Source organism: Shewanella sp. YQ_9 (assembly GCF_043103185.1).
Classification (GTDB): domain Bacteria; phylum Pseudomonadota; class Gammaproteobacteria; order Enterobacterales; family Shewanellaceae; genus Shewanella; species Shewanella algae.
This window is the reverse complement of record NZ_JBICJO010000080.1, coordinates 12223-30858: the sequence shown is the minus strand read 5'-3', so window position 1 is coordinate 30858 and position 18636 is coordinate 12223. Positions and strand designations below refer to the sequence as shown.

17 protein-coding genes are annotated in these 18636 nt (G+C 52.3%); 9 read left to right on the top strand and 8 right to left on the bottom strand.

Annotated features, from left to right (window positions below; genetic code table 11):
* Window positions 1-4 precede the first annotated feature (4 nt).
* Window positions 5-1198, bottom strand: coding sequence for a glycine C-acetyltransferase (locus ACF8D4_RS23005; RefSeq protein WP_025888991.1), 1194 nt, complete (start codon window positions 1196-1198; stop codon window positions 5-7).
* A 199-nt stretch (window positions 1199-1397) separates the two neighbouring features.
* Window positions 1398-2042: a TetR/AcrR family transcriptional regulator gene (locus ACF8D4_RS23000; RefSeq protein WP_025009072.1), complete on the bottom strand. Its 645-nt coding sequence runs from the start codon at window positions 2040-2042 to the stop codon at window positions 1398-1400.
* A gap of 119 nt (window positions 2043-2161) precedes the next feature.
* Here ACF8D4_RS23000 and waaA point away from each other — a divergent pair, with 119 nt between their 5' ends.
* Complete coding sequence (waaA, locus tag ACF8D4_RS22995; RefSeq protein WP_208136360.1) at window positions 2162-3433, top strand: lipid IV(A) 3-deoxy-D-manno-octulosonic acid transferase; 1272 nt, start codon at window positions 2162-2164, stop codon at window positions 3431-3433.
* On the opposite strand, the gene ACF8D4_RS22990 is transcribed toward waaA, so the two are convergent.
* Window positions 3419-4135, bottom strand: coding sequence for a 3-deoxy-D-manno-octulosonic acid kinase (locus ACF8D4_RS22990; protein ID WP_208136359.1), 717 nt, complete (start codon window positions 4133-4135; stop codon window positions 3419-3421). The two genes, waaA and ACF8D4_RS22990, sit on opposite strands and share 15 nt — an antisense overlap.
* An 85-nt stretch (window positions 4136-4220) precedes the next feature.
* On the opposite strand from ACF8D4_RS22990, the gene ACF8D4_RS22985 reads away from it, so the two are divergent.
* From ACF8D4_RS22985 to ACF8D4_RS22975, 3 genes are read left to right on the top strand one after another with little or no spacing between them, the layout of a single operon-like run.
* Entirely contained in the window at window positions 4221-5267 is a 1047-nt protein-coding gene (locus ACF8D4_RS22985) for a glycosyltransferase family 9 protein (RefSeq protein ID WP_107352597.1), read from the top strand.
* A gap of 23 nt (window positions 5268-5290) precedes the next feature.
* Window positions 5291-6361 (top strand): hypothetical protein, encoded by a 1071-nt coding sequence (locus ACF8D4_RS22980; RefSeq protein ID WP_028780372.1) that lies wholly within the window; start codon window positions 5291-5293, stop codon window positions 6359-6361.
* The gene (locus ACF8D4_RS22975) at window positions 6358-7467 is read left to right on the top strand and encodes a glycosyltransferase (RefSeq protein WP_392469093.1); all 1110 of its coding nucleotides are present in this window, start codon (window positions 6358-6360) and stop codon (window positions 7465-7467) included. The genes ACF8D4_RS22980 and ACF8D4_RS22975 overlap by 4 nt, the downstream gene beginning before the upstream one ends.
* A gap of 100 nt (window positions 7468-7567) precedes the next feature.
* Here the strand turns inward: ACF8D4_RS22975 and ACF8D4_RS22970 are convergent, their stop codons facing one another.
* From ACF8D4_RS22970 to ACF8D4_RS22950, 5 genes are read right to left on the bottom strand one after another with little or no spacing between them, the layout of a single operon-like run.
* Window positions 7568-8530 carry a WavE lipopolysaccharide synthesis family protein gene (locus ACF8D4_RS22970; RefSeq protein WP_392469090.1) on the bottom strand — a complete coding sequence of 321 codons (963 nt, stop codon included), beginning with the start codon at window positions 8528-8530 and terminating at the stop codon, window positions 7568-7570.
* A gap of 36 nt (window positions 8531-8566) precedes the next feature.
* A complete protein-coding gene (locus ACF8D4_RS22965) occupies window positions 8567-9292 on the bottom strand; it encodes a glycosyltransferase family 2 protein (RefSeq protein ID WP_208128806.1) in 726 nt (241 codons plus the stop codon).
* On the bottom strand, window positions 9289-10845 hold the full coding sequence (locus tag ACF8D4_RS22960; RefSeq protein ID WP_157771185.1) for a phosphotransferase: 1557 nt from the start codon (window positions 10843-10845) through the stop codon (window positions 9289-9291). Before ACF8D4_RS22960 ends, ACF8D4_RS22965 begins: the two co-directional genes overlap by 4 nt.
* Before the next feature lie 35 nt (window positions 10846-10880).
* Window positions 10881-11255 (bottom strand): HAD hydrolase family protein, encoded by a 375-nt coding sequence (locus ACF8D4_RS22955; protein WP_025888998.1) that lies wholly within the window; start codon window positions 11253-11255, stop codon window positions 10881-10883.
* A 24-nt stretch (window positions 11256-11279) separates the two neighbouring features.
* Complete coding sequence (locus tag ACF8D4_RS22950; RefSeq protein ID WP_044736041.1) at window positions 11280-12494, bottom strand: glycosyltransferase family 4 protein; 1215 nt, start codon at window positions 12492-12494, stop codon at window positions 11280-11282.
* Between the two features lie 765 nt (window positions 12495-13259).
* Between ACF8D4_RS22950 and coaD the strand changes: the two genes are divergently transcribed.
* The 5 genes from coaD to ACF8D4_RS22925 all read left to right on the top strand — a co-directional run bounded on the left by coaD (window position 13260) and on the right by ACF8D4_RS22925 (window position 18635).
* Window positions 13260-13751 (top strand): pantetheine-phosphate adenylyltransferase, encoded by a 492-nt coding sequence (gene coaD, locus ACF8D4_RS22945; protein ID WP_392467024.1) that lies wholly within the window; start codon window positions 13260-13262, stop codon window positions 13749-13751.
* Between the two features lie 5 nt (window positions 13752-13756).
* A complete protein-coding gene (locus ACF8D4_RS22940; protein ID WP_144135077.1) occupies window positions 13757-15250 on the top strand; it encodes a capsule assembly Wzi family protein in 1494 nt (497 codons plus the stop codon).
* A gap of 256 nt (window positions 15251-15506) precedes the next feature.
* Complete coding sequence (locus ACF8D4_RS22935) at window positions 15507-16238, top strand: glycosyltransferase family 2 protein (RefSeq protein WP_144131256.1); 732 nt, start codon at window positions 15507-15509, stop codon at window positions 16236-16238.
* 1 nt (window position 16239) lies between these two features.
* Window positions 16240-16914, top strand: a complete 675-nt coding sequence (locus tag ACF8D4_RS22930; RefSeq protein ID WP_096142240.1) for a TVP38/TMEM64 family protein — start codon at window positions 16240-16242, stop codon at window positions 16912-16914.
* Window positions 16914-18635 (top strand): glycosyltransferase family 39 protein, encoded by a 1722-nt coding sequence (locus ACF8D4_RS22925; RefSeq protein WP_208166050.1) that lies wholly within the window; start codon window positions 16914-16916, stop codon window positions 18633-18635. Before ACF8D4_RS22930 ends, ACF8D4_RS22925 begins: the two co-directional genes overlap by 1 nt.
* The last annotated feature ends 1 nt before the right edge of the window (window position 18636 follow it).

Below are 18636 nucleotides of genomic sequence, written 5' to 3'. Positions count from 1 at the left end.
GGTATCAGATGATACCCATCTCCTTACCGATTCGGGTAAAGGCTTCGATGGCCTTGTCCAGCTGTTCACGGCTGTGAGCCGCCGACATCTGGGTACGGATACGGGCCTGTCCCTTGGGTACTACCGGGAAGGAGAAGCCGATGACATAGATGTTTTCCTGCAGCAGGCGGTTAGCGAAGTCACTGGCCAACTTGGCATCACCCAGCATGACCGGCACTATGGCGTGATCGGCACCGGCCAGGGTGAATCCGGCTGCAGCCATTTTTTCACGGAAATAACGGCTGTTTTCCCATACCGCTTCGCGCAGTTCCTGGCCCTCTTTGAGCATCTCCAACACCCGAATCGAAGCGCTGACGATGGAAGGCGCCAGTGAGTTGGAGAACAGGTAAGGGCGTGAACGCTGACGTAACCAATCGACAACTTCTTTGCGGGCCGCGGTGAAGCCGCCGGAAGCGCCACCCAGCGCCTTACCCAGGGTGCCTGTAATGATGTCGATACGACCCATCACATCGCAATATTCGTGGGTGCCGCGGCCGTTCTGGCCGATAAAGCCAACGGCGTGGGAGTCATCGACCATTACCATAGCGCCGTATTGGTCGGCGAGATCACAGATACCCTTGAGGTTGGCAATAACCCCATCCATGGAAAACACCCCATCTGTCGCTATCAAGATATGGCGGGCACCGGCATCGCGGGCGGCGATCAGTTGGGTTTCCAGGTCGGTCATATCATTGTTGGCGTAGCGGAAACGCTTGGCCTTACACAGGCGGACACCGTCAATGATAGAAGCGTGGTTCAGGGCATCCGACACTATGGCATCTTCCGGGCCCAGCAGGGTTTCAAACAGACCGGCGTTGGCATCGAAGCAGGAGGAGTAGAGGATGGTATCTTCCATGCCGAGAAACTCGGACAGATTGGCTTCCAGCTGCTTGTGAATGTCCTGGGTTCCGCAAATAAAACGTACCGAGGCCATGCCGAAGCCATGGTCTGCCAACCCGGCCTGCGCCGCCTTGATCAATTCAGGGTGATTGGCCAGGCCCAGGTAGTTGTTGGCGCAGAAGTTGATAACTTCTGCTTCGTTGACGCGAATGGCCGGTTGCTGCGGAGAAACTATTACACGCTCGCTCTTGTACAGGCCTTCGGCCTTGACGTCGGCAAGCTGTTGGTTGATCTGATCGTAGAATGAGGTAGATGCCACCTTAAGTCTCCTTGATTGGATTATTCTGTTTATTGGAGTGGTGGCATTTTAACCCTAAAGCCAATGGCTCAACACTCTTTTTTAAGCTGAGCCGACAGGGATAAATCAGATTAGGGCTAGTGCTTGTTTCAGATGAGAAAAACTAAGGAAGTCGAGAAGGAGAAAGGCACCTGAATGACAGATGCCCAAGGCTGCAGCGCTAGTCTTGCTGGTGAGCCAAAGTTTGGTAGTGCTGCTCCAGGCGCTCGAAGGTCGAGGTGGAACTGGGGGTGGCGTAAGCCTTGAAGATCATCAGCACCCTGAGCAGGCCTTCATAGAGTGAAGACTTGGTAATATTGGCTATGCTGGATTGGGTCAGCTGATAGCTGATCCAGAAACTGACTATCATCTTGATGGTATCGGCCAGGCTGGAGATCTTGTCTTGCTCCAGCTGCAGAAATCCATCCTGGCACAGTAGCTGTAGCACATGGCTAGAGCGGGTCAGCACCTTTTGCTGGGCTTCCAGATAGCGCTTTTTCAAGGCCTCATCGCGACTGAGGATGTCGGCCAGGTTGGCGTACATAAAGCGAAATTGCCACAGGGTATAGAACATGGCATCGAAATAGCCAATCAACAACTCGACATCGACTTGCCTGTCTTCATAGGGTTGAAACCCCAGTTCCAGATGATTTTCATACTGGGCGAAGATGCAGCGAATAATGTCTTCCTTGTTGCGGAAGTGATAATAGAGATTGCCCGGGCTTATTCCCAGATGGGCCGCGATATGATTGGTGGTGATGGAGCGCTCGCCGTGTTCGTTGAAGAGTTCCAGACTGGCCTGGATGATTTTATCGCGGGTTTTCATCTGAGTCCTAAATGGTTGCGGCATCATCCGCAATCCGGCGAATGGCTCTTGGTTATGCTGCTTCGGGTATTATGCTAGCATTGTGACAATCCATCAGGCAAAACTCAATTATCCCGCCAATGAACCTTAGTCGTTACTCACTTTTGCTGTATCTGTTGTCGCCACTCTTACTGCTGTATCTGGCATTTAGGGCCTTGAAAAGCCCGGATTACCGCGGCAGGTGGGGCGAGCGATTCGGCTTGTTCAAGGCCAAACCGACAGACCTGTTGATCCATACTGTTTCCATGGGGGAAACCCTGGCAGCAGTGCCGCTGATCAAGGCACTGATGCAAGCCAACCCGGACTTATCTGTCACGGTAACGACCACCAGCCCCACAGGTTCCCGCGAGGTGAATAAGGCGTTTGGTGACACAGTGCAGCATTGTTACCTGCCGTTCGATCTTCCCTGGTGTGTGCGGCGTTTTCTGAACAGGCTCCAGCCTGCCAACCTGATTGTGATGGAAACTGAACTCTGGCCCAACTTACTGCATCAAGCCAAAAAACAGGGCGCCGGCATCATGCTGGCCAATGCCAGGTTGTCGGCCAAGTCGGCCGCCAAATACCAGAAGTGGGCCGGGCTTAGCCTGCCCATGTTGCAGCTACTGGATAAGGTAGCCGTGCAGACCCAAGCCGAGGCCGAACGCTTTATCGCTCTCGGGGTTGCCGGCGACAAGCTGAGTGTTTGCGGTAGCCTCAAGTTCGACCTGCAACTGGATCAGCAGAAGATAACCAAGGCCAGAGGCGAAAGGCAGTTGTGGGGACGCGCCTCGTCCCCGGTATGGGTTGCCGGCAGTGTTCATCCTGGGGAATTTGCCGCCATGCTGGAGTGCCATAAACGCTTGTTGGCGCTGTGGCCTGAGGCTTTATTGATCATGGTACCGAGACACCCGGAGCAGTTCGATAATGCCGCCACGGCAATCAAGCAGGCCGGGCTTGCCTATGTGCGGCGCAGCAGCGGCCACGAGCTAGCTGCCGAGACTCAGGTGCTGCTGGGGGATACCATGGGGGAGCTGCTGGGGTTATATGCCTGCGGCGATCTGGCCTTTGTCGGCGGTACCCTGATCACCAATGGCGGGCATAATCCGCTGGAGCCGGCAGCCTTGGGCTTGCCGGTATTTGTCGGCCCCAATCATTGGGACTTTGCCGATATAACCCGTCTGCTGCAAGATGCCGGAGCCTTGCAATTGGTTGAAGATGCTTCCTCGCTGGCGAGTGGCATAACGGCACTGTTACAGGATAGCGATGCGAGACGCCGCGCCGCCCAAGCCGGCTTGGAAGTGGTTAGCAGCAACAGAGGAGCACTGCAGAAGCAGTTGCAGTTGGCTCAGGCCTTGTTGTCAGGCACTCGCTGAGCCGCGGTAGCCTTCCAGCAGCCACTGCCAGTTCTCTTCAGTAAATTGCAGCTCGGGCTGTTTGCGTTTTTCCTTGTTGAAGGAGCGCAGCAGCCGACTGAGATTGGCCTGTTGCCAGCCATCGGCTGGGGTTCGCAGCTCACCTCGGTCAAAATCAATCAGATAAAAGCCCTGGTCGCTGCTGAGAATGTTTTTGGCGTTGAGATCGGCATGGTAGACACCGCGCTGATGAAAACGGCCAATCAAGGCGCCGAGTTGTTGCCACTGTGGGCGGGACATGGCCTGTTTTTGCAGCAGAGCCACCAGATCCTCGGCACCATGAATGCGGCGGATCAGAATGTCGGCCCGGTACCAGAGCCCGAAGCGTTCCACTTTGGCGGCAATGGGCTCGGGCACAGGTAAACCTTCTTCAAAGAGTTGCTCCAAGAGCGCCAGTTCTGCCACGGCGCGGGTCTTGGTGAGGCCGGTGAACAGGTAGGCGTCTTTGCTGAACTTTTCCATCAAGCCACCGCGCCAATAGTGGCGCAATACCCATTGCTGTTTCTCATGCTCAACAAACCAGGTGGTGTAACGCCCCTTGGATGAGCCGACAATCGCTTGCTGTTGCCGCCAAAAAGACTCGTCAAACCAGGTTTCATCCAGGGCTTGTGGGGCGGCAAGGCTCAGCGCCAGGCAACCCTTGGCGGTGTTTTTAATCTGCATCGGCTATTTGTTCGTTATAAGCGTGGAACCTGGGTCTATTCTACATTAAGATCTGGGGTTTGCACCCAAGAAGCCGATTCTGTCCATGAGCCTTGACCCCGCGAAAATTCAATCTCTCTGTTTGCTGCGCCTGTCGGCGATTGGCGATGTTTGTCACGCCGTAGCCATGGTGCAGGCGATTCAGCGCCAGTACCCGCAACTGGCCATCACCTGGGTGATAGGCAAGATAGAATATCAGTTGCTCAAGCACCTGCCCGGAGTTGAGTTTGTGGTGTTCGACAAAGGCCAAGGCTGGAAGAGTTATCTCAATCTGCGGCGGGCGCTCAAGGGACGTCGCTTCGATGTACTGTTGCACATGCAGGTGGCGCTGCGGGCTACCATAGCCTCATTGATGATCCCCGCCAAGGTGCGCATAGGTTTTGACCGGGCCAGAGCCAAAGAAGGGCAGTGGCTGGTGACCAATGAACAGGTGGCTCCGCTGGCAACGCCACACGTGCTGGAAGGTTTTATGGGTTTTGCCGCCAAATTGGGAGTAACAGATTTGAGCCCCAGCTGGCATATCCCGCTGCCGGAAGAGGACAAGGCGTTTGCTCGTCAGTGGGTCGCTGATGATGACAAGACTTTTATCATCTGCCCGGCGGCGAGTAAGGCCGAACGCAACTGGTTGCCGGAGCGGTATGCCGCCGTGGCCAACCATGCGTTTGAACGCGGGTTCAAGGTGTTGCTCTGCGGTGGCCCAAGTGCATTGGAAAAACAGCTGGCTGAGGACATCAGCGCCCAGTGTCAGCAGCAGCCAACTAACTTGATTGGCAAAACATCTCTGGTGCAGTTGCTGGCTATTCTGGAGCGGGCCAGCCTGGTGTTGGCTCCGGATACTGGTCCGGCGCATATGGCGGTGACCCAAGCGACGCCGGTTATCGGTCTCTATGCTCATTCCAATCCGGGGCGCACCGGGCCATACACCTGGAAGGAATATGTGGTGAGTGCCTATGAGCAAGCGATAGCGCAGCAGTTCCCGGGCCATCAGGTTCCCTGGGGCACACGAGCCAAAGGTGAACATCTGATGGAGTTGATCTCTGTGGAGCAGGTGTGCAGCATGTTCGATCGCGTGGCCGCCGACTTTCGTCTTTGAAGTATCAGTCTATGAATAAGCCTATGACAGCCCAATCAGCAGTAAAGTTTTTGTTTGTGCCTGTGTCTTCTGCCGAAGGCATGGGTGAGTATATGCGCTCCTTGATCATCGCCGATGAAGTGAAGCGGGTTTGGCCACAGGCGGATATTCGCTTTGTTCTCAGCCGGGAAGCTCCCTACGCCAAGACTTGTCCCTATCCGGCAGATTTGCTGGCCCGGACGCCCACCAAGGAGGTCAAAGCGGTCAACGGCATCATGGATGAGTTTGCTCCCGATGTGGTGCTGTTTGACGCCTCAGGCCGTAAGTCACAACTGAGCCATGCCCACAACTTGGGTGCCAAGGTGATCTTCTTCAGCCAGCACAAGCGCAAGCGCAGCCGGGGTATGAAAATAGGTCGCGCCAGGGTCACAGACAGCCACTTGGTCGTACAGCCTGAGTTTGTTATCGGCCCTATCAGCGCCTGGGAAAGTATCAAGCTAAAGCTCATTGGTAAGCCGGAACCTGTGTGTATCGGCCCTGTATTTACCCCGCCGGATGAAGCGCGGCAGCAGACTTTGCTGCAACAGTATGGCTTGAATGAGGGCGAATTTTTGCTGTTCAACGCCGGTTCCGGCGGCCATAAACTCAATGACAAGCTGGCAGCCGATTACTTCTTTGCCGCCGCCGAGGCTTGTTACCAAGCCTCGGGGATCCCTGTGGTGATGGTGTTTGGCCCCAATTATCCCAAGGATTTACCGCAGGCTCCCGGAGTTATAGCTATTTCCTCGTTGGCCAATGCCGACTTTATTAATTTGCTGGTGGCCTCGCGCGCGGCGGTTCTCAGTGGCGGTGATACCCTACTGCAGGCCATAGCACTGCGTAAAAATACCCTGGCCGTTGCCGTGTCCAAAGATCAGCCTGCGCGAATTCGTGTCTGTTCAGACAAGGGGTTGGTGCTGCAGGCCGAGGCCGAACAGATGAGTTCGGCAGTACAGGCCCTGTTGTCGCCGGATATGGGGCAGAAGTTGCAACAAGCCATGGCCGCAGAACCGGACATGAACGGGCTACAGCTCACTATAGATGCGCTTAAGGCGTTGCTGGAGAATCAAGCATGACAGGCAGAAGAATCGCCATTGCCATAGACAGTCTCGCCGGTGGCGGCGCCGAAAAAGTAATGCTGACGCTGGCCACAACCTTGAAGCAGATGGGACACGAGCCTCATCTGCTGGTGCTGCATAACGACTGTCACCATGAAGTGCCCGCCGCCCTGGCGGTGCATTTCTGTTTCGATGCCAAAGAGCGCAATATCGACAGTTTCTGGCGTCTGAAATCATCGGTTGCCAGAGTGCAGAGCTGGATTGAACAACTACAGCAGCAACATGGCACATTCGAGTTGTTTCTCTCCAATCTGGACAAGACCAACCTGTTGATGACTCGCGCCTGTGTGGCGCCACTCTACTGCATAGTGCACAACTCGATTGAAGAGGAGTTGCAAAGGCAGCGCAAGTTGGGGCCATTTGCCTATCTGAGTATGCTCAAGGCCAAGAAGGCGCTCAATGGCCAGAAATTGGTGACGGTTTCCAAAGGGATCGCCGGGGAGATAACGCAAGTGGGCCGGATCAAGCCCGCTTCGGTGCAGACTATTTACAATCCGTTTGAGCTGGACAAGATCCAGGCCTTGTCACAACAAGTGCCAGCAGATATGCCGACAGGGAATTATATGATCCATGTCGGCCGTTTTGCCCGGCAGAAACGCCACGATGTGCTCTTTGCTGCCATGAAGCAGATGAAAAACCCTATGCCATTGGTATTGTTGTGTAACAACAAGAAGAAGGCACTCAAGGCGGCGCATAAGTTTGGGATCAGCGACAGGGTGATCATCCCGGGATTTCAGACTAATCCATACCCCTGGATCAAAAATGCCCGTCTGTTGGTGCTCAGTTCCGACTATGAAGGCCTGCCAACGGTATTGATAGAATCACTGGCAGTGGGAACCCCTGTGGTGAGCAGCGATTGCCGTCATGGTCCGAAAGAGATCTTAACCGGGGAGTTTAGCCGTTATCTGGTACCCCGTAGGGAACCTGCTGCACTGGCCAAGGCCATGGATGCGGCGCTGAATGATTATCCGGACTGTGCTACGGCCGAGATACTGCAGCAGGTGGGTGCCAAGCGGGTTGCTGAGCAATATCTGGCATTACTCAACGGGCCTGACTCAGAGTAACAAAGATTAAAAAAAGGGCTGATTCGGCCCTTTTTATTTAGGATTGTACGAACGAACCCGGCCTGTTCCCTGGCGTGCAAGGGCTATTTGCCGGAACCCGTTAACCGAGTCTGAACTTGAGGTAGCTGAAAGGCATTTTCAGCATGCGTCGCCATCCCAGAGTACTGAACAGAGCCAGTTTTGAAGCCGGAAACTTAGGGTCACAATAGCGCTGGTAGAGCAGTTGCCAGTCGAGATGACTCATCTCGTTGGGGCGCTTGCTCTTGGGTATAAAGCGCTTTATCAGACCAAGCCCAATCTGCTCAGGCTCCAGCACCAGTAGATTGGAAGCCATAAATCTATCCCACTGCTCATCCATAGCAGCATCAAAATGGTGCCTGTGCTCCAGCTTGGGCCATGCGGGATCCAGGCGTCTCAGCCAGATATCACAATAAATCTGTTCTGCATGGGGGCAGGTCAAAGGGGCGCCATGATATTGCGCCTGACCGCTTCTCGAAGGGTCGTACTCGAGATCGGCAAACAGTGGCAGGTCCCATATCTTCAACAGATCTTCCTTGAGCCCAAAGTGGAAAAAGTCACTCGGGTGTCTGACAACTCTCTGCCCTTCGGCATAACGCCGAAAGTAGCTGGTATTGACTACGACTCTTTCCTGGAAATAGCTGTCGGCGGCATTGCGGACGGGATACTTGCCCTGGGCTGCTACAAAACCCTTGCCGGTCAGGAAATTGTCCGAGCGCAGTTTGACGGCATAGCGGGTTTCTACCCGTTTAAGCCCTTCGGCGGAGGAGACAATTTGGCGGTTGAAGTTGAGTTTTTGCGGTTTGCCGGCGGCATCATAGGCCACTATGTTGCCACCCGGGTCCTGATTGAGCAGCAGCAGATCCGGCTCCAGCCCACTGCAATCTTGCCCCTCCCAGGTGGAGAGAATAATCTTGGCTCCGGGCAGGTGCTCTCTGATGCTTTGCAAACACTTATGGGTAATGCCTGTTTCCTGGGCCCTTTCCTGGTAGCTTTGAACCGGGCCTTGCACTACCACTGTGATATCGCTGAAATTGATTGCCATAATTAAGCGTCTGAATTGTCGTCGGAAGGAGCCTGGCTAATCGGCCTGGGCCAACAGGGATAGATATTCTTCAGGAACACCACAAAAAATCACTTCATCGCGTTCAATCAGATGGTAATGGATCTGCTTACCCTGACTTATCAGGTAGTTGTATAAAGGTGCTATATACAGCTCCTGCTTTTGCCACTCGCTGGCTGGCTTGGCGGCCTCCTGGGTATAGGCTGCGCAAAAATCGGCGGCATGGCGGAAGTAATACAGGCCTGTACTGCACAGATCGGAAATCGGCCTTTTTTCTGCGGTTTCAACGACGAGCGTCGAATTTACAGCGGCAGGTTTGGCGTATGACCAGTTACTGCCTTCACCCTTGAACACTTCAAGATAGCCGTCACAATGCTCTGTGATGGCAGGAAAGCTAAAGCCCGGGCGGAAAGTATCGATATTGAAGATGGTCAGCGGGGTTTGCAGGTCGACATCCGTTAACCCCAAATAGACGGTTTCGGCCTGTCCTCGAGTCGCTTCCGTGAGCGAGACGATACGGTAATCCTTGATCCCCAGTTGCTGGCAGCGCTTTTCAACAAACTCAGGAGTGTTATAGACATCGCGCACGATAAATAGAAACGGCATGGTCGTAAAATAGCGGCTGAAACTCAGCAGCGCATGGTCAAATAAAGGCTTGCCATGGGCCGGCAGCATATATTTGGGTTCCTGGTAGCCGGCTTTGAAGAAACGGGAACTGAGTCCGGCCATGGGGATGACTATCATAATTGGGCTCCTGTGCAGCTTTGCAGGCGATCATACAGGCGATAGGCATTGCCGATAAAGCCCAATTGTCTGTCGGGTCTGTCATTGTGCAGTGGCAGCATGGACAGAAATAGCTGGATCTGCATGGCGTAGAGCTGGCTCTCGCTGACACCGAATTCACTGGCCATCAGCTGGGTGAAGTCGGCCATGATCTGTTCCCGTCTCTCTGTCACCGCAATATCGAAGTTGAGCGCTTGACCGTCGAGCTGCGCCCGAAAGTAGCCGGCGATAATGGAGTCGTACAGTCCCATCACAGAATGGGCCAGTTTGGCGATGTCGTAGAGGCTGTTGCCATATATAGTTTGCTGCTCGTCGCCGTCTATGCCGCGAGGATCTATCACCTTGATATTACAGGTACGAAAGTCGTAGAGAATATTACTGAAGCAAAAATCACCGTGCAGCACATTGAGTTGACCACTGTCACCAGGAAGTTGCGCCTGAGTCGCTTCGGCCAGTTGATAGATGCTGGGCCTGAGTTGGCCGTTAAAAACGATGGGCTGGTGGAGATCCAGCGGCGTTTGCTTGGCAAACTCCTTGAGGCGTGAGCGGGTCTTGGCCATAAACAAGCCATCCAGGGTCGGCTTGGGTTGCGCCTTTTGACTGGCTGCATCCTTGATAAACTGGCTGCAGGCTCTGAGTATTTTACGCCAGGCAAAAGCCGGCAGTTGGCTGAAGACGTACAGCTCGTTGAGCGCCGTCAGATGCAGATATTCTATGCTGTAGCCAAAGGATTCTGTGGTTTCCTGGGTGCCGAGTAATTGTGGGATATAACTGCGCAGCGGCCCTGGTAGTTCAGTGTACCAGTTGGCCTCGGCAGCCAGTTTACGCTTTTTGTGGCTGTATTTACTGACCACCTGTCCCTGAATCGACATCTCATTGAAGGCTCTCTGGGTGGTCATTCGGCTCTTGGACTGATAGTAAGTATGACTGTGGCCGAAGTCATACCAATGCTCGAAGCGCTCGGGGGTGAGGCCTTTTTCGGCAATATAGCCGTTGAGTCCGGCGATAAAGTCCCACTTGCATTGGGTGATATGGCGGATCAGGGCTCTTGGTGCAGAAAAACTGAAAAAACCATTGGCGATCAATTCACTGGATGGTGGCTGATCACTATGGTGTTTATTGAGCATACCGGTATCCGGATTGAATTCGGCCCAATCATAGTTGTCTTCAACTTGACTCAGGCCGAGCAGATCCGGGGTCTGTGGCAGGGCATCGAACAAGGTGTCTCCATGCAGCACATACAAGGGCTCGGTTGTGGCAAATTCCAGCAGATTGAGGGCATAGACTATCGACTCCCCCAGACTCAAGTGAGTCGGCAGGTACAGGAGTTCTACCTGCTTTTCTGCCAATGTCTGGGTATCATAGGGTCCTGGAATAAAACCCTCTGGCAGTGTCATCACCACTCTCGCTCCCTCGGGAAGCAGGGCCAGTTGATGGTGAAACAGCCGTTTATTGCCTACCGGTAAAAAACAGGGCGGCAGTGGCCCGAATTCAGACTGGAGTTCAGATGCCACGAGTGCTGCAGAAGTTATCAGATACATGCTTGGCCCTATGCTTTGTCGTCCGCCAGTAACTCTTCTATCTGCTCCCGGCTCAACTTGGCAAATTCTGATGGTCTTATCGCCCGGTCATCAATATAGAAACCCTCATGACCACACCAAGGCTTACCCACCAGAATTTCATCGTAGGGAACCTGGTGCTTATCGAGCCAAGCGGTGATCACCGGCAGGGTATGAATATTGATCTTGCCAACATTCCCCTCAAAGGTGCGCATATTGCGAGCGGTGGAGATAACAATGTCAAACCCCTGCGCCTGATATTCACGCAATTTGGCTATCACATCCAAGCGCGGTGACACCGCGCTGTAATCCTTGCTGTCACCTTGAGTGAGGGTGCCGTCAAGGTCGACTATGAGTCGTTTCATCTCTGCCCCAATAGGATAAAAACCTTATTGTACTGTGCGAGGCCAGGCTGAGCCAGTTGCATGCGGACTTTGCACTTGCCGGCTTTGGGACTTAAGTGCCCGTATCTCTTTGGACATATCTTGCTTGAACTTGTCCAGATGGTGCACTTTTTTGATGTAGGCAATGGCTTCCTTGGCCAGAGTCTGGCGTTTGGCTTCACTCTGCAGCAACTGCTCAATCCCTTCGATGAACAGCGGCAATTTGTCGAAGCCATCCCCCAAAACTTTGCCGGTATAAATGCCGAAGCGACTGGTCAATTCATCCGGGTTTTGACAACTGACCAATAAGGTTCCGTATGACAAGGCCTCGAGAAATGACACGGGCAAGGCTTCATGAATAGAGGTATTGACCAGCAGCTTGGCATCTTTCAACAGCTGATTTTTACGCTCGCCTTCAACGTGACCGACAAAGTGCAGGTTGGGTATGTCTTGATACTTGGCCATCACGGCGTTGTTCTCATCGGCCTGTCTATGTGCCTGCCCCAACATGTAGAATTGGTACTGCGGCATGGCTCGGGCAATTTCGGCAAACAACCAACCGCGTTTTACTGATTCTATTCGGCCAAGGAACAAAATATTGTCTTGTTTTTGATGATAATCCGGGTCGAAATTTTCATCTATTTCAATAGGGTTGGGCAGATACTGAATCTCGGTATCTGCCGGCAGGCGATACAAGTCTTTGGCTTTTTGGTCTAAACATCTGGCCTGACTGATAAAACGAATATTGCCCGTCTTAGCGTATTGATGTACAAAATCATAGACTTGTTGATCCCAATAGCAGGGTTCTGGAAACAGCTTGACGGTATTTATTTCATCCCATTCATAAGTGGGACGTGGATCCTGAATCCAAAACAGCAACTTCTTGTTTTTACCAGGGGCCTTGCTGAATATACGATATGAGTGAGTCGTCATTTCAATAGACAGGAAGACATCATATTGCTTTTTTTTCAAGAACAAATAGTTAATAAAATCGAAAGCCCTGGCGGCCAATTTATAGACTTTGATACCGTCTATCATATGGCATTTGGGAATGAGCCTGACTTTACCACAGTCTTTTTTTAGCAGCACTTCGACATCAATATCATCGCCGGGCAGATATTTGGCAATCAAATGACGGGCAAGAAAACCATATCCCCCAAACTTTGTTTTGGCTCCACCAAAATACTCATCAACCAGAAGTGCTACTCTTAACTTACTCATCAGACCTGACCCAAACATATTGCTGAAGACGGCATTTTAGTTAGCCAAGACAACTAATTCAAAATTTATATCTAGAATAAAGTCTTGGTGTTTTTAATAAGATAACGATGTTGTTTTTTTTGCTCTTAATGTTTACTGTTTGTTGTCTTTTGGGGTTTGGTTTTTACCTTGTTTTTAAGGGTGTAAATACTGTAATTGGGTTTCAATGCTTTCTGTCATGGTGAAATGTTTTTTATTATTCTCCATAGCCGAATGCTATTCCAGATTAACTATATCTATAGTGGATTTCGGCATTATTTGATGTAGTACAAGTAGGAAGCATCGAGGACTTATTCGCACTTTCATGAATAATAAGTCATAGGTTCAGTGGCTTATATTTCAGTATTTCGCTCGTTACACCACTCTCAATTTTATGTAGTCATAAAGGGTTTCAGTGTTTGGAAGCCTTAGGGAAGGTGCGAACAAGTCCTCGTGGCACTCTGGCTTACACAGCAACCGGTTCTCTGTGTTATCCGACTTCGACAGGCCCCGGCACGCCTTCAGTTAGATGCGTTGAACGCCAATGGCAAGCCACTCTCTACAAAAGAGAAGGCCACAAGGACTTTACCAAGCACAAAAGTTGGGTAGATCTCAGGTCGTAGAGGATTGACAGGGGTTAGCTTGAGCCGTAAGCCGTTATGTGGGCGCCTAATACGTATTCACAAACGCAGTGCGAGCGGTTAGGATCTGGCCTCTGTATTCGAGTAATATTACGTCGGTATCCTTATGCTCACACGCGCCATCTATCCCGGAACTTTTGATCCCGTTACCAATGGTCATGCGGATCTTATTCAACGTGCCGCGGCACTGTTTTCTCACTTGGTGATAGGCGTGGCAGCCAGTCCATCCAAGCAGCCTTGCTTCACTTTGGAAGAAAGGGTCGCCATGCTAAATGAGGTGACTGCGCACCTGGATAATGTGGAGGTGGTTGGTTTTACCGGGCTACTGGTCGATTTTGCCAAAAAACAAGGCGCCAATGCACTGGTTCGTGGGCTGCGCGCGGTTTCTGATTTCGAATATGAGTTTCAATTAGCCAATATGAATCGTCGGCTCCACCCAGAACTGGAGAGTGTCTTTTTGACTCCGGCGGAAGAAAACTCGTTTATTTCATCTACCCTGGTTAAAGAGGTCGCGCTGCATGGCGGCGATGTCAGCCAGTTTGTTCATCCGGATGTTGCCAAGGCTTTGGTTGCCCGAGTCAAAAAGCAAGGAAGTTAAAGTTAATGAGAAGTCTTTTGTACAAGAGCCTGATGCTGGCCGCAGGCCTGGGTATGAGCGCTGCGAGTCATGCGGCACCTTGGGTCGATAGTTCAGACATTTATTTGAGAGCCGATATTCAGGCGCTGGCTGATGCCGGGGTGATCACGGTTCCCGTTAATACTTACCCCTTGATGTGGGCCGGTATCGGTGCCGATTTGGCCAAGGTTGAGCCGGCAACCCTCACTCCTGCGCTGACTGATGCTTTTTCCAGAGTGAATTTTTACTATCGTCAGGCGATAGAAAATCGTGGCAATGCTGTCATCAAGGCGACGGCAGCCACGGATGCCGCCCGGTTTCAACATTTTGGCTCTGACTACCGTGAAAAGGGCCAACTGAGCGCCTCATATGAATATGTCGGAGAGCGTTTTGCCTTCAAGGCTGCGGGAACCGGTGCCTATGACGCCCAGGATGATGAGAGTGCCCGTTTGGATGACTCCTACATGGCGCTGGTGCTGGGCAACTGGATAATGACAGCGGGTGCTGTGCAGCAGTGGTGGGGCCCTGGGTTTGATTCGGCTTTGCACAAGTCAAACAATGCCCGCCCTATGCCGTCAGTCATGCTCAGTCGTAATAATGCTGCCGGTTTTGAAACCCCTTGGCTATCCTGGATTGGCCCCTGGACCATGACCGCGGGTGTCAGTTGGATGAATGACGACAGAGCCGTTGAAGACACCCTGCTGTGGAACATGCGCGGCAGTGTCAGGCCCTTCAAACAGTTGGAAATAGGCCTTTCCTGGACCACACAATTCTGTGGAGAGGGGCAGGATTGCGGCTTTGGTTCATTCTGGGATGCTATTTCCGGTGGAACCGAGTGTGCTGATGGTGACCCGAACTGCGACCCTTCAATGAATACCAAGATAGGTAACCAGATGGCAGGTTTCGACGTTCGTTATGCCGATACCCTGTTTAATGTGCCTTTTGGTCTCTATCTGGAGCGCACCTGTGAAGACTCCAGCGGTTCGGCGCCATGGCAGATTGCCGACTGCGCCGTGCTGGTGGGGGCTGATACCCGCTTCAACCTGGCGCAGCAGCAATATAAGCTGTTCTTTGAGTATACGGATACTCTGGTTGCCTGTGGTGGTGATCCCAATGTGTTCAACTGTTTCTATGAGCATACTACTTATTTGAGTGGTTCCCGTTATTACAAACGTTCCTTGGGTTCTACCTATGACAGCGATGCCAAGGTCTACGTTCTGGGCTTGGTAGGGCAATTTGCCGACAGCCATGGTATTAACGCCTACCTGCGCTATGCTCAGCTCAACAAAGACGGTAAAAACCGAAATAATGGTTGGGCCCCCAAACCAGCCAAGGAAGATTTGCTGATGTTGGAACTCAGCTATCGTATGCCCTTGCTGAAGGGGATGATGACTTTTGGTGGCACAGCTTCCCGTTCAGAGTTTGCAACTTATAACGATAACGATGCCAGTTTGTTTGGTAGTTATGAGTACAGGTTCTGAGTGACAACTGCTTAACTAAGCCTGTATAGCCGGCTTTTTTAATCCCAGCCACAAGAATGTTACCAAGTTTAGCCGGCCTAGCCGGCTTTTTTATGCTCGTAAAGAAAATGTTACCAAGTTTAAACGGAATGATTGCGTAAAAAACGGCATTAACGTAATTTGGCCTTAAGAAACTACAGCTATATTGCATCCAGACCTACTTCCTGTTTAGGTTGTTTTTTTATCAGTTCCAAGTTTGGAACCCGGGAGCTTATTTTTGATTTCAGTCGTAATACCCGCCAAAGACGAAGCCGGCAATATAGGCCCTCTCATTAATGAGATCTGTCAGGCCTTGGCAACGACAACCCCTTTTGAAATTCTGGTTGTAGATGATGGCAGCAGCGATAATACTGCCGACGAAGTGTTGAAAACTGCAAAGCAAAACAGCTGTGATGCCAGAGTTATTCGCCATAAACGCAGTACAGGCCAGAGCACGGCTATCTGCACAGGTGTGCGCGAGGCCAAAGGGGAATATATAGTGACCCTGGATGCCGATGGTCAAAATGATCCTGCCGACATTCCCGCCATGATCCGGCTGATCCCGGAAATGAACAGTGCTGATTTTTGCATCGCTGGTTATCGAAAGCACCGTAAAGATACGGCTTGGAAACGCTTTCAATCCCGTTTTGCCAACAGGGTACGCGATGCCTTATTGCACGATGGCGTTCCGGATACCGGCTGTGGTCTTAAGCTCTTTCCGCGAGCCAGTTTTCTGAAACTCCCCTATTTCAACCATATGCATAGGTATATTCCGGCGCTTATCCGACGTATGGGCGGTGATGTGCGGATTTCTGTGGTTAATCACAGAGACAGACAAGCCGGTATTTCCAAATATACCGCCTGGAATCGACTCTGGGTGGGAATCGTCGATATCCTCGGGGTGATGTGGTTGATTCGCCGGGCCAAAATTGCCGAGATAGACAGCATTGAATACAGCCGCCGGGACTAAACTGAAGCGCCTGCTAAAGACGCTGTTGTTGATATCCGTCTTGCTTGGGCTGATGTTGGCCGTTCAGGCCGGCTGGTTTGAGCATCTCACCGACAGTAACTGGGTCGCTAACTTTATTCACCGCCAAGGGCCTGCCGGAGTGGCGTTACTGTTTGCTGTCGGCGCTCTGTTTACTGCTGTGGGCGGCCCGAGGCAGATCATCGCATTTGTTTTCGGCTTCGCGCTTGGTGGTGCTGTGGGCGCCCTGTTTTCTACCTTTGCCGCCTTGGCGGGTTGTCTCCTCAGCTTTTATTGTGCCCGTTTGACGGTGCGCGAGTTTCTACAGAAGCGCTTTGGGTCGCGGCTGCAACGTTTTGAACGGCTGATCATTCATCGCACCTGGCTTAAAGTTTTAATGATCAGGCTATTACCTGTTGGCAGCAACCTGTTGACCAATCTCTTCGCCGGGGCAACCAGGGTGCCTGCCGGCGGGTTCTTAATCGGCAGTTTCATCGGCTACCTGCCGCAGATGCTGATCTTTGCCTATGCAGGAGCCGGCTTGGGCTTGTCTGATCAGTATCAACTCGGTATCAGCCTGGTGTTATTGCTGCTTTCCAGCGCCATAGGAACTTACCTTTACCGTAATCGTCTGAGCCGTCAGGTGGATGATTTGGTTACAGATAAACAGGGGCTTTGATGAATTGGCTGCGTAGCTACTTTGACAGTGATGATTACACAAAAGTGTTTTGGGCACTGTTCTGGCTGACCCTGTTTATTATGTTGTTGGGAATAGGATTCCGCTCTCCCTGGCCTGCCGACGAGCCTAGATTTGTCGAAGTCGCCAGAGAAATGGTCAGCAGCGGTCAGTGGTTGTTTCCCAGCCGTGGTGGCGAATTCTATCCGGACAAACCGCCGGTTTTCATGTGGGCCATAGCACTTTGTTACGCCTTGATTGGAGACCTCAAGCTGGCTTTCTTACTGCCCAATGCCCTGTGTGGTTTGTTGACCGTGATGCTGGTCTACGATCTGGGCGCAAGGCTGTGGAATGTTCGCACCGGGCGCAACGCTGCTCTGCTACTGATGTTGGTGCCGCAGTTTTTGATGCAGGCCAAGAATGCCCAGATAGATGCCATGGTGATGTGCTGGATAACTTTAGGGTGCTATGGCTTGCTGCGCCATTTCCTCAAGGGACCCAGTTGGGGCTGGTATTTTGCCGCCTGGGGCTTTATGGGGCTGGGAGTTATCACCAAGGGAGTTGGTTTTCTGCCCTTGCTGCTGTTGTTGCCGTTGGGGGTGTACAGTTGGCAAAAGGGCTTGTGGCGAGAGAGTTGGCGCTGGCGAATAGTATTGGGGCCGGTTGTTATGCTGGCCGTAATTGCGCTCTGGTTGGTTCCCATGGTGCTGACGGTTCAAGCTTCGGCCAGCCCGGAACACCTGGCATATATGAACAATATTCTGTTTAAGCAGACGGGTGAGCGTTACGTCAACGCCTGGCATCATATCAAGCCCTGGTATTTCTTTGTTTTCAGTGTCATTCCCTGGCTCTGGTTCCCGCTGCCCCTATTGGCATTGGCTTACGGAAAGCGACTCTGGGCAGCTATCAAGGCTGACCCAGGCATTGCCGTTTTGCTGTTATGGGTCTTGCTGGTGGTGGTGTTTTTCAGCATCAGCCCAGGTAAGCGTAATGTCTATATTTTGCCGGCACTGCCGATGGCCGCGCTGGCCATTGCCGCAGCACTGCAGGGAGCACAGTTGTGTCTGTGGTTTGAGCGCTTGGTGTCCGCCCTGTTGTGGTTGTTGGGGGGCTTGTTGCTGACTCTGGGCGTGCTGGCATTGCTGCACCATCCCAAATTGCTCGAGAGACTGGCTGATTATACCGATGATCTCACAGGTATCGGTTATCTGTTTATGGTGCTCGGTTCCTCCTGGCTTATTTTGCTCTGGTGGTTAAGGAAACAGCCTTCGCTGCTCCGCTCCGGTGTGGTGACTATTCTTGGTTGGGCCTTGGTCAGTAGCTGGGGCTATCTGTTGCTCGACGAAATACGTACTCCCAAGGCCTTGATGCAGCACACTGCCGAGGTTATAGGTGAAGATGCCGAGCTTGGGCTGATCCGCTTTAAGGAGCAGTTTATTCTGTTTTCTCCCATGAGTATTACCCACTTCAGTTATCTGGCTTCCACTGCCGAGCAGGAGCGCAGGGCCTGGCAGTGGCTGCAACAAGGTAAACAGCGTTACCTCCTGGTTCCCGGTGGGATAACGCTTGATTGCTTTGATATGAGCAAGGGCCAGAACATGGGCACGGCCCACAGAGAGGAGTGGTATTTACTTGGGGCTTCGGCGAGTTTGCCCGAGTGTCAGGCCCCCAAGACCATGGTCAGTTACCACACGCCGCACCCGGGACAGTGGATGCGGGAGTGAT

Excerpts from the sequence above, each read along its gene's own strand:
- ACF8D4_RS23000 (WP_025009072.1), bottom strand. The coding sequence starts at position 2,042 with ATGAAAACCCGCGATAAAATCATCCAGGCCAGTCTGGAACTCTTCAAC.
- waaA (WP_208136360.1), top strand. The coding sequence starts at position 2,162 with ATGAACCTTAGTCGTTACTCACTTTTGCTGTATCTGTTGTCGCCACTC.
- ACF8D4_RS22990 (WP_208136359.1), bottom strand. The coding sequence starts at position 4,135 with ATGCAGATTAAAAACACCGCCAAGGGTTGCCTGGCGCTGAGCCTTGCC.
- ACF8D4_RS22985 (WP_107352597.1), top strand. The coding sequence starts at position 4,221 with ATGAGCCTTGACCCCGCGAAAATTCAATCTCTCTGTTTGCTGCGCCTG.
- ACF8D4_RS22980 (WP_028780372.1), top strand. The coding sequence starts at position 5,291 with ATGACAGCCCAATCAGCAGTAAAGTTTTTGTTTGTGCCTGTGTCTTCT.
- ACF8D4_RS22975 (WP_392469093.1), top strand. The coding sequence starts at position 6,358 with ATGACAGGCAGAAGAATCGCCATTGCCATAGACAGTCTCGCCGGTGGC.
- ACF8D4_RS22970 (WP_392469090.1), bottom strand. The coding sequence starts at position 8,530 with ATGGCAATCAATTTCAGCGATATCACAGTGGTAGTGCAAGGCCCGGTT.
- ACF8D4_RS22965 (WP_208128806.1), bottom strand. The coding sequence starts at position 9,292 with ATGATAGTCATCCCCATGGCCGGACTCAGTTCCCGTTTCTTCAAAGCC.
- ACF8D4_RS22955 (WP_025888998.1), bottom strand. The coding sequence starts at position 11,255 with ATGAAACGACTCATAGTCGACCTTGACGGCACCCTCACTCAAGGTGAC.
- ACF8D4_RS22950 (WP_044736041.1), bottom strand. The coding sequence starts at position 12,494 with ATGAGTAAGTTAAGAGTAGCACTTCTGGTTGATGAGTATTTTGGTGGA.
- coaD (WP_392467024.1), top strand. The coding sequence starts at position 13,260 with ATGCTCACACGCGCCATCTATCCCGGAACTTTTGATCCCGTTACCAAT.
- ACF8D4_RS22940 (WP_144135077.1), top strand. The coding sequence starts at position 13,757 with ATGAGAAGTCTTTTGTACAAGAGCCTGATGCTGGCCGCAGGCCTGGGT.
- ACF8D4_RS22925 (WP_208166050.1), top strand. The coding sequence starts at position 16,914 with ATGAATTGGCTGCGTAGCTACTTTGACAGTGATGATTACACAAAAGTG.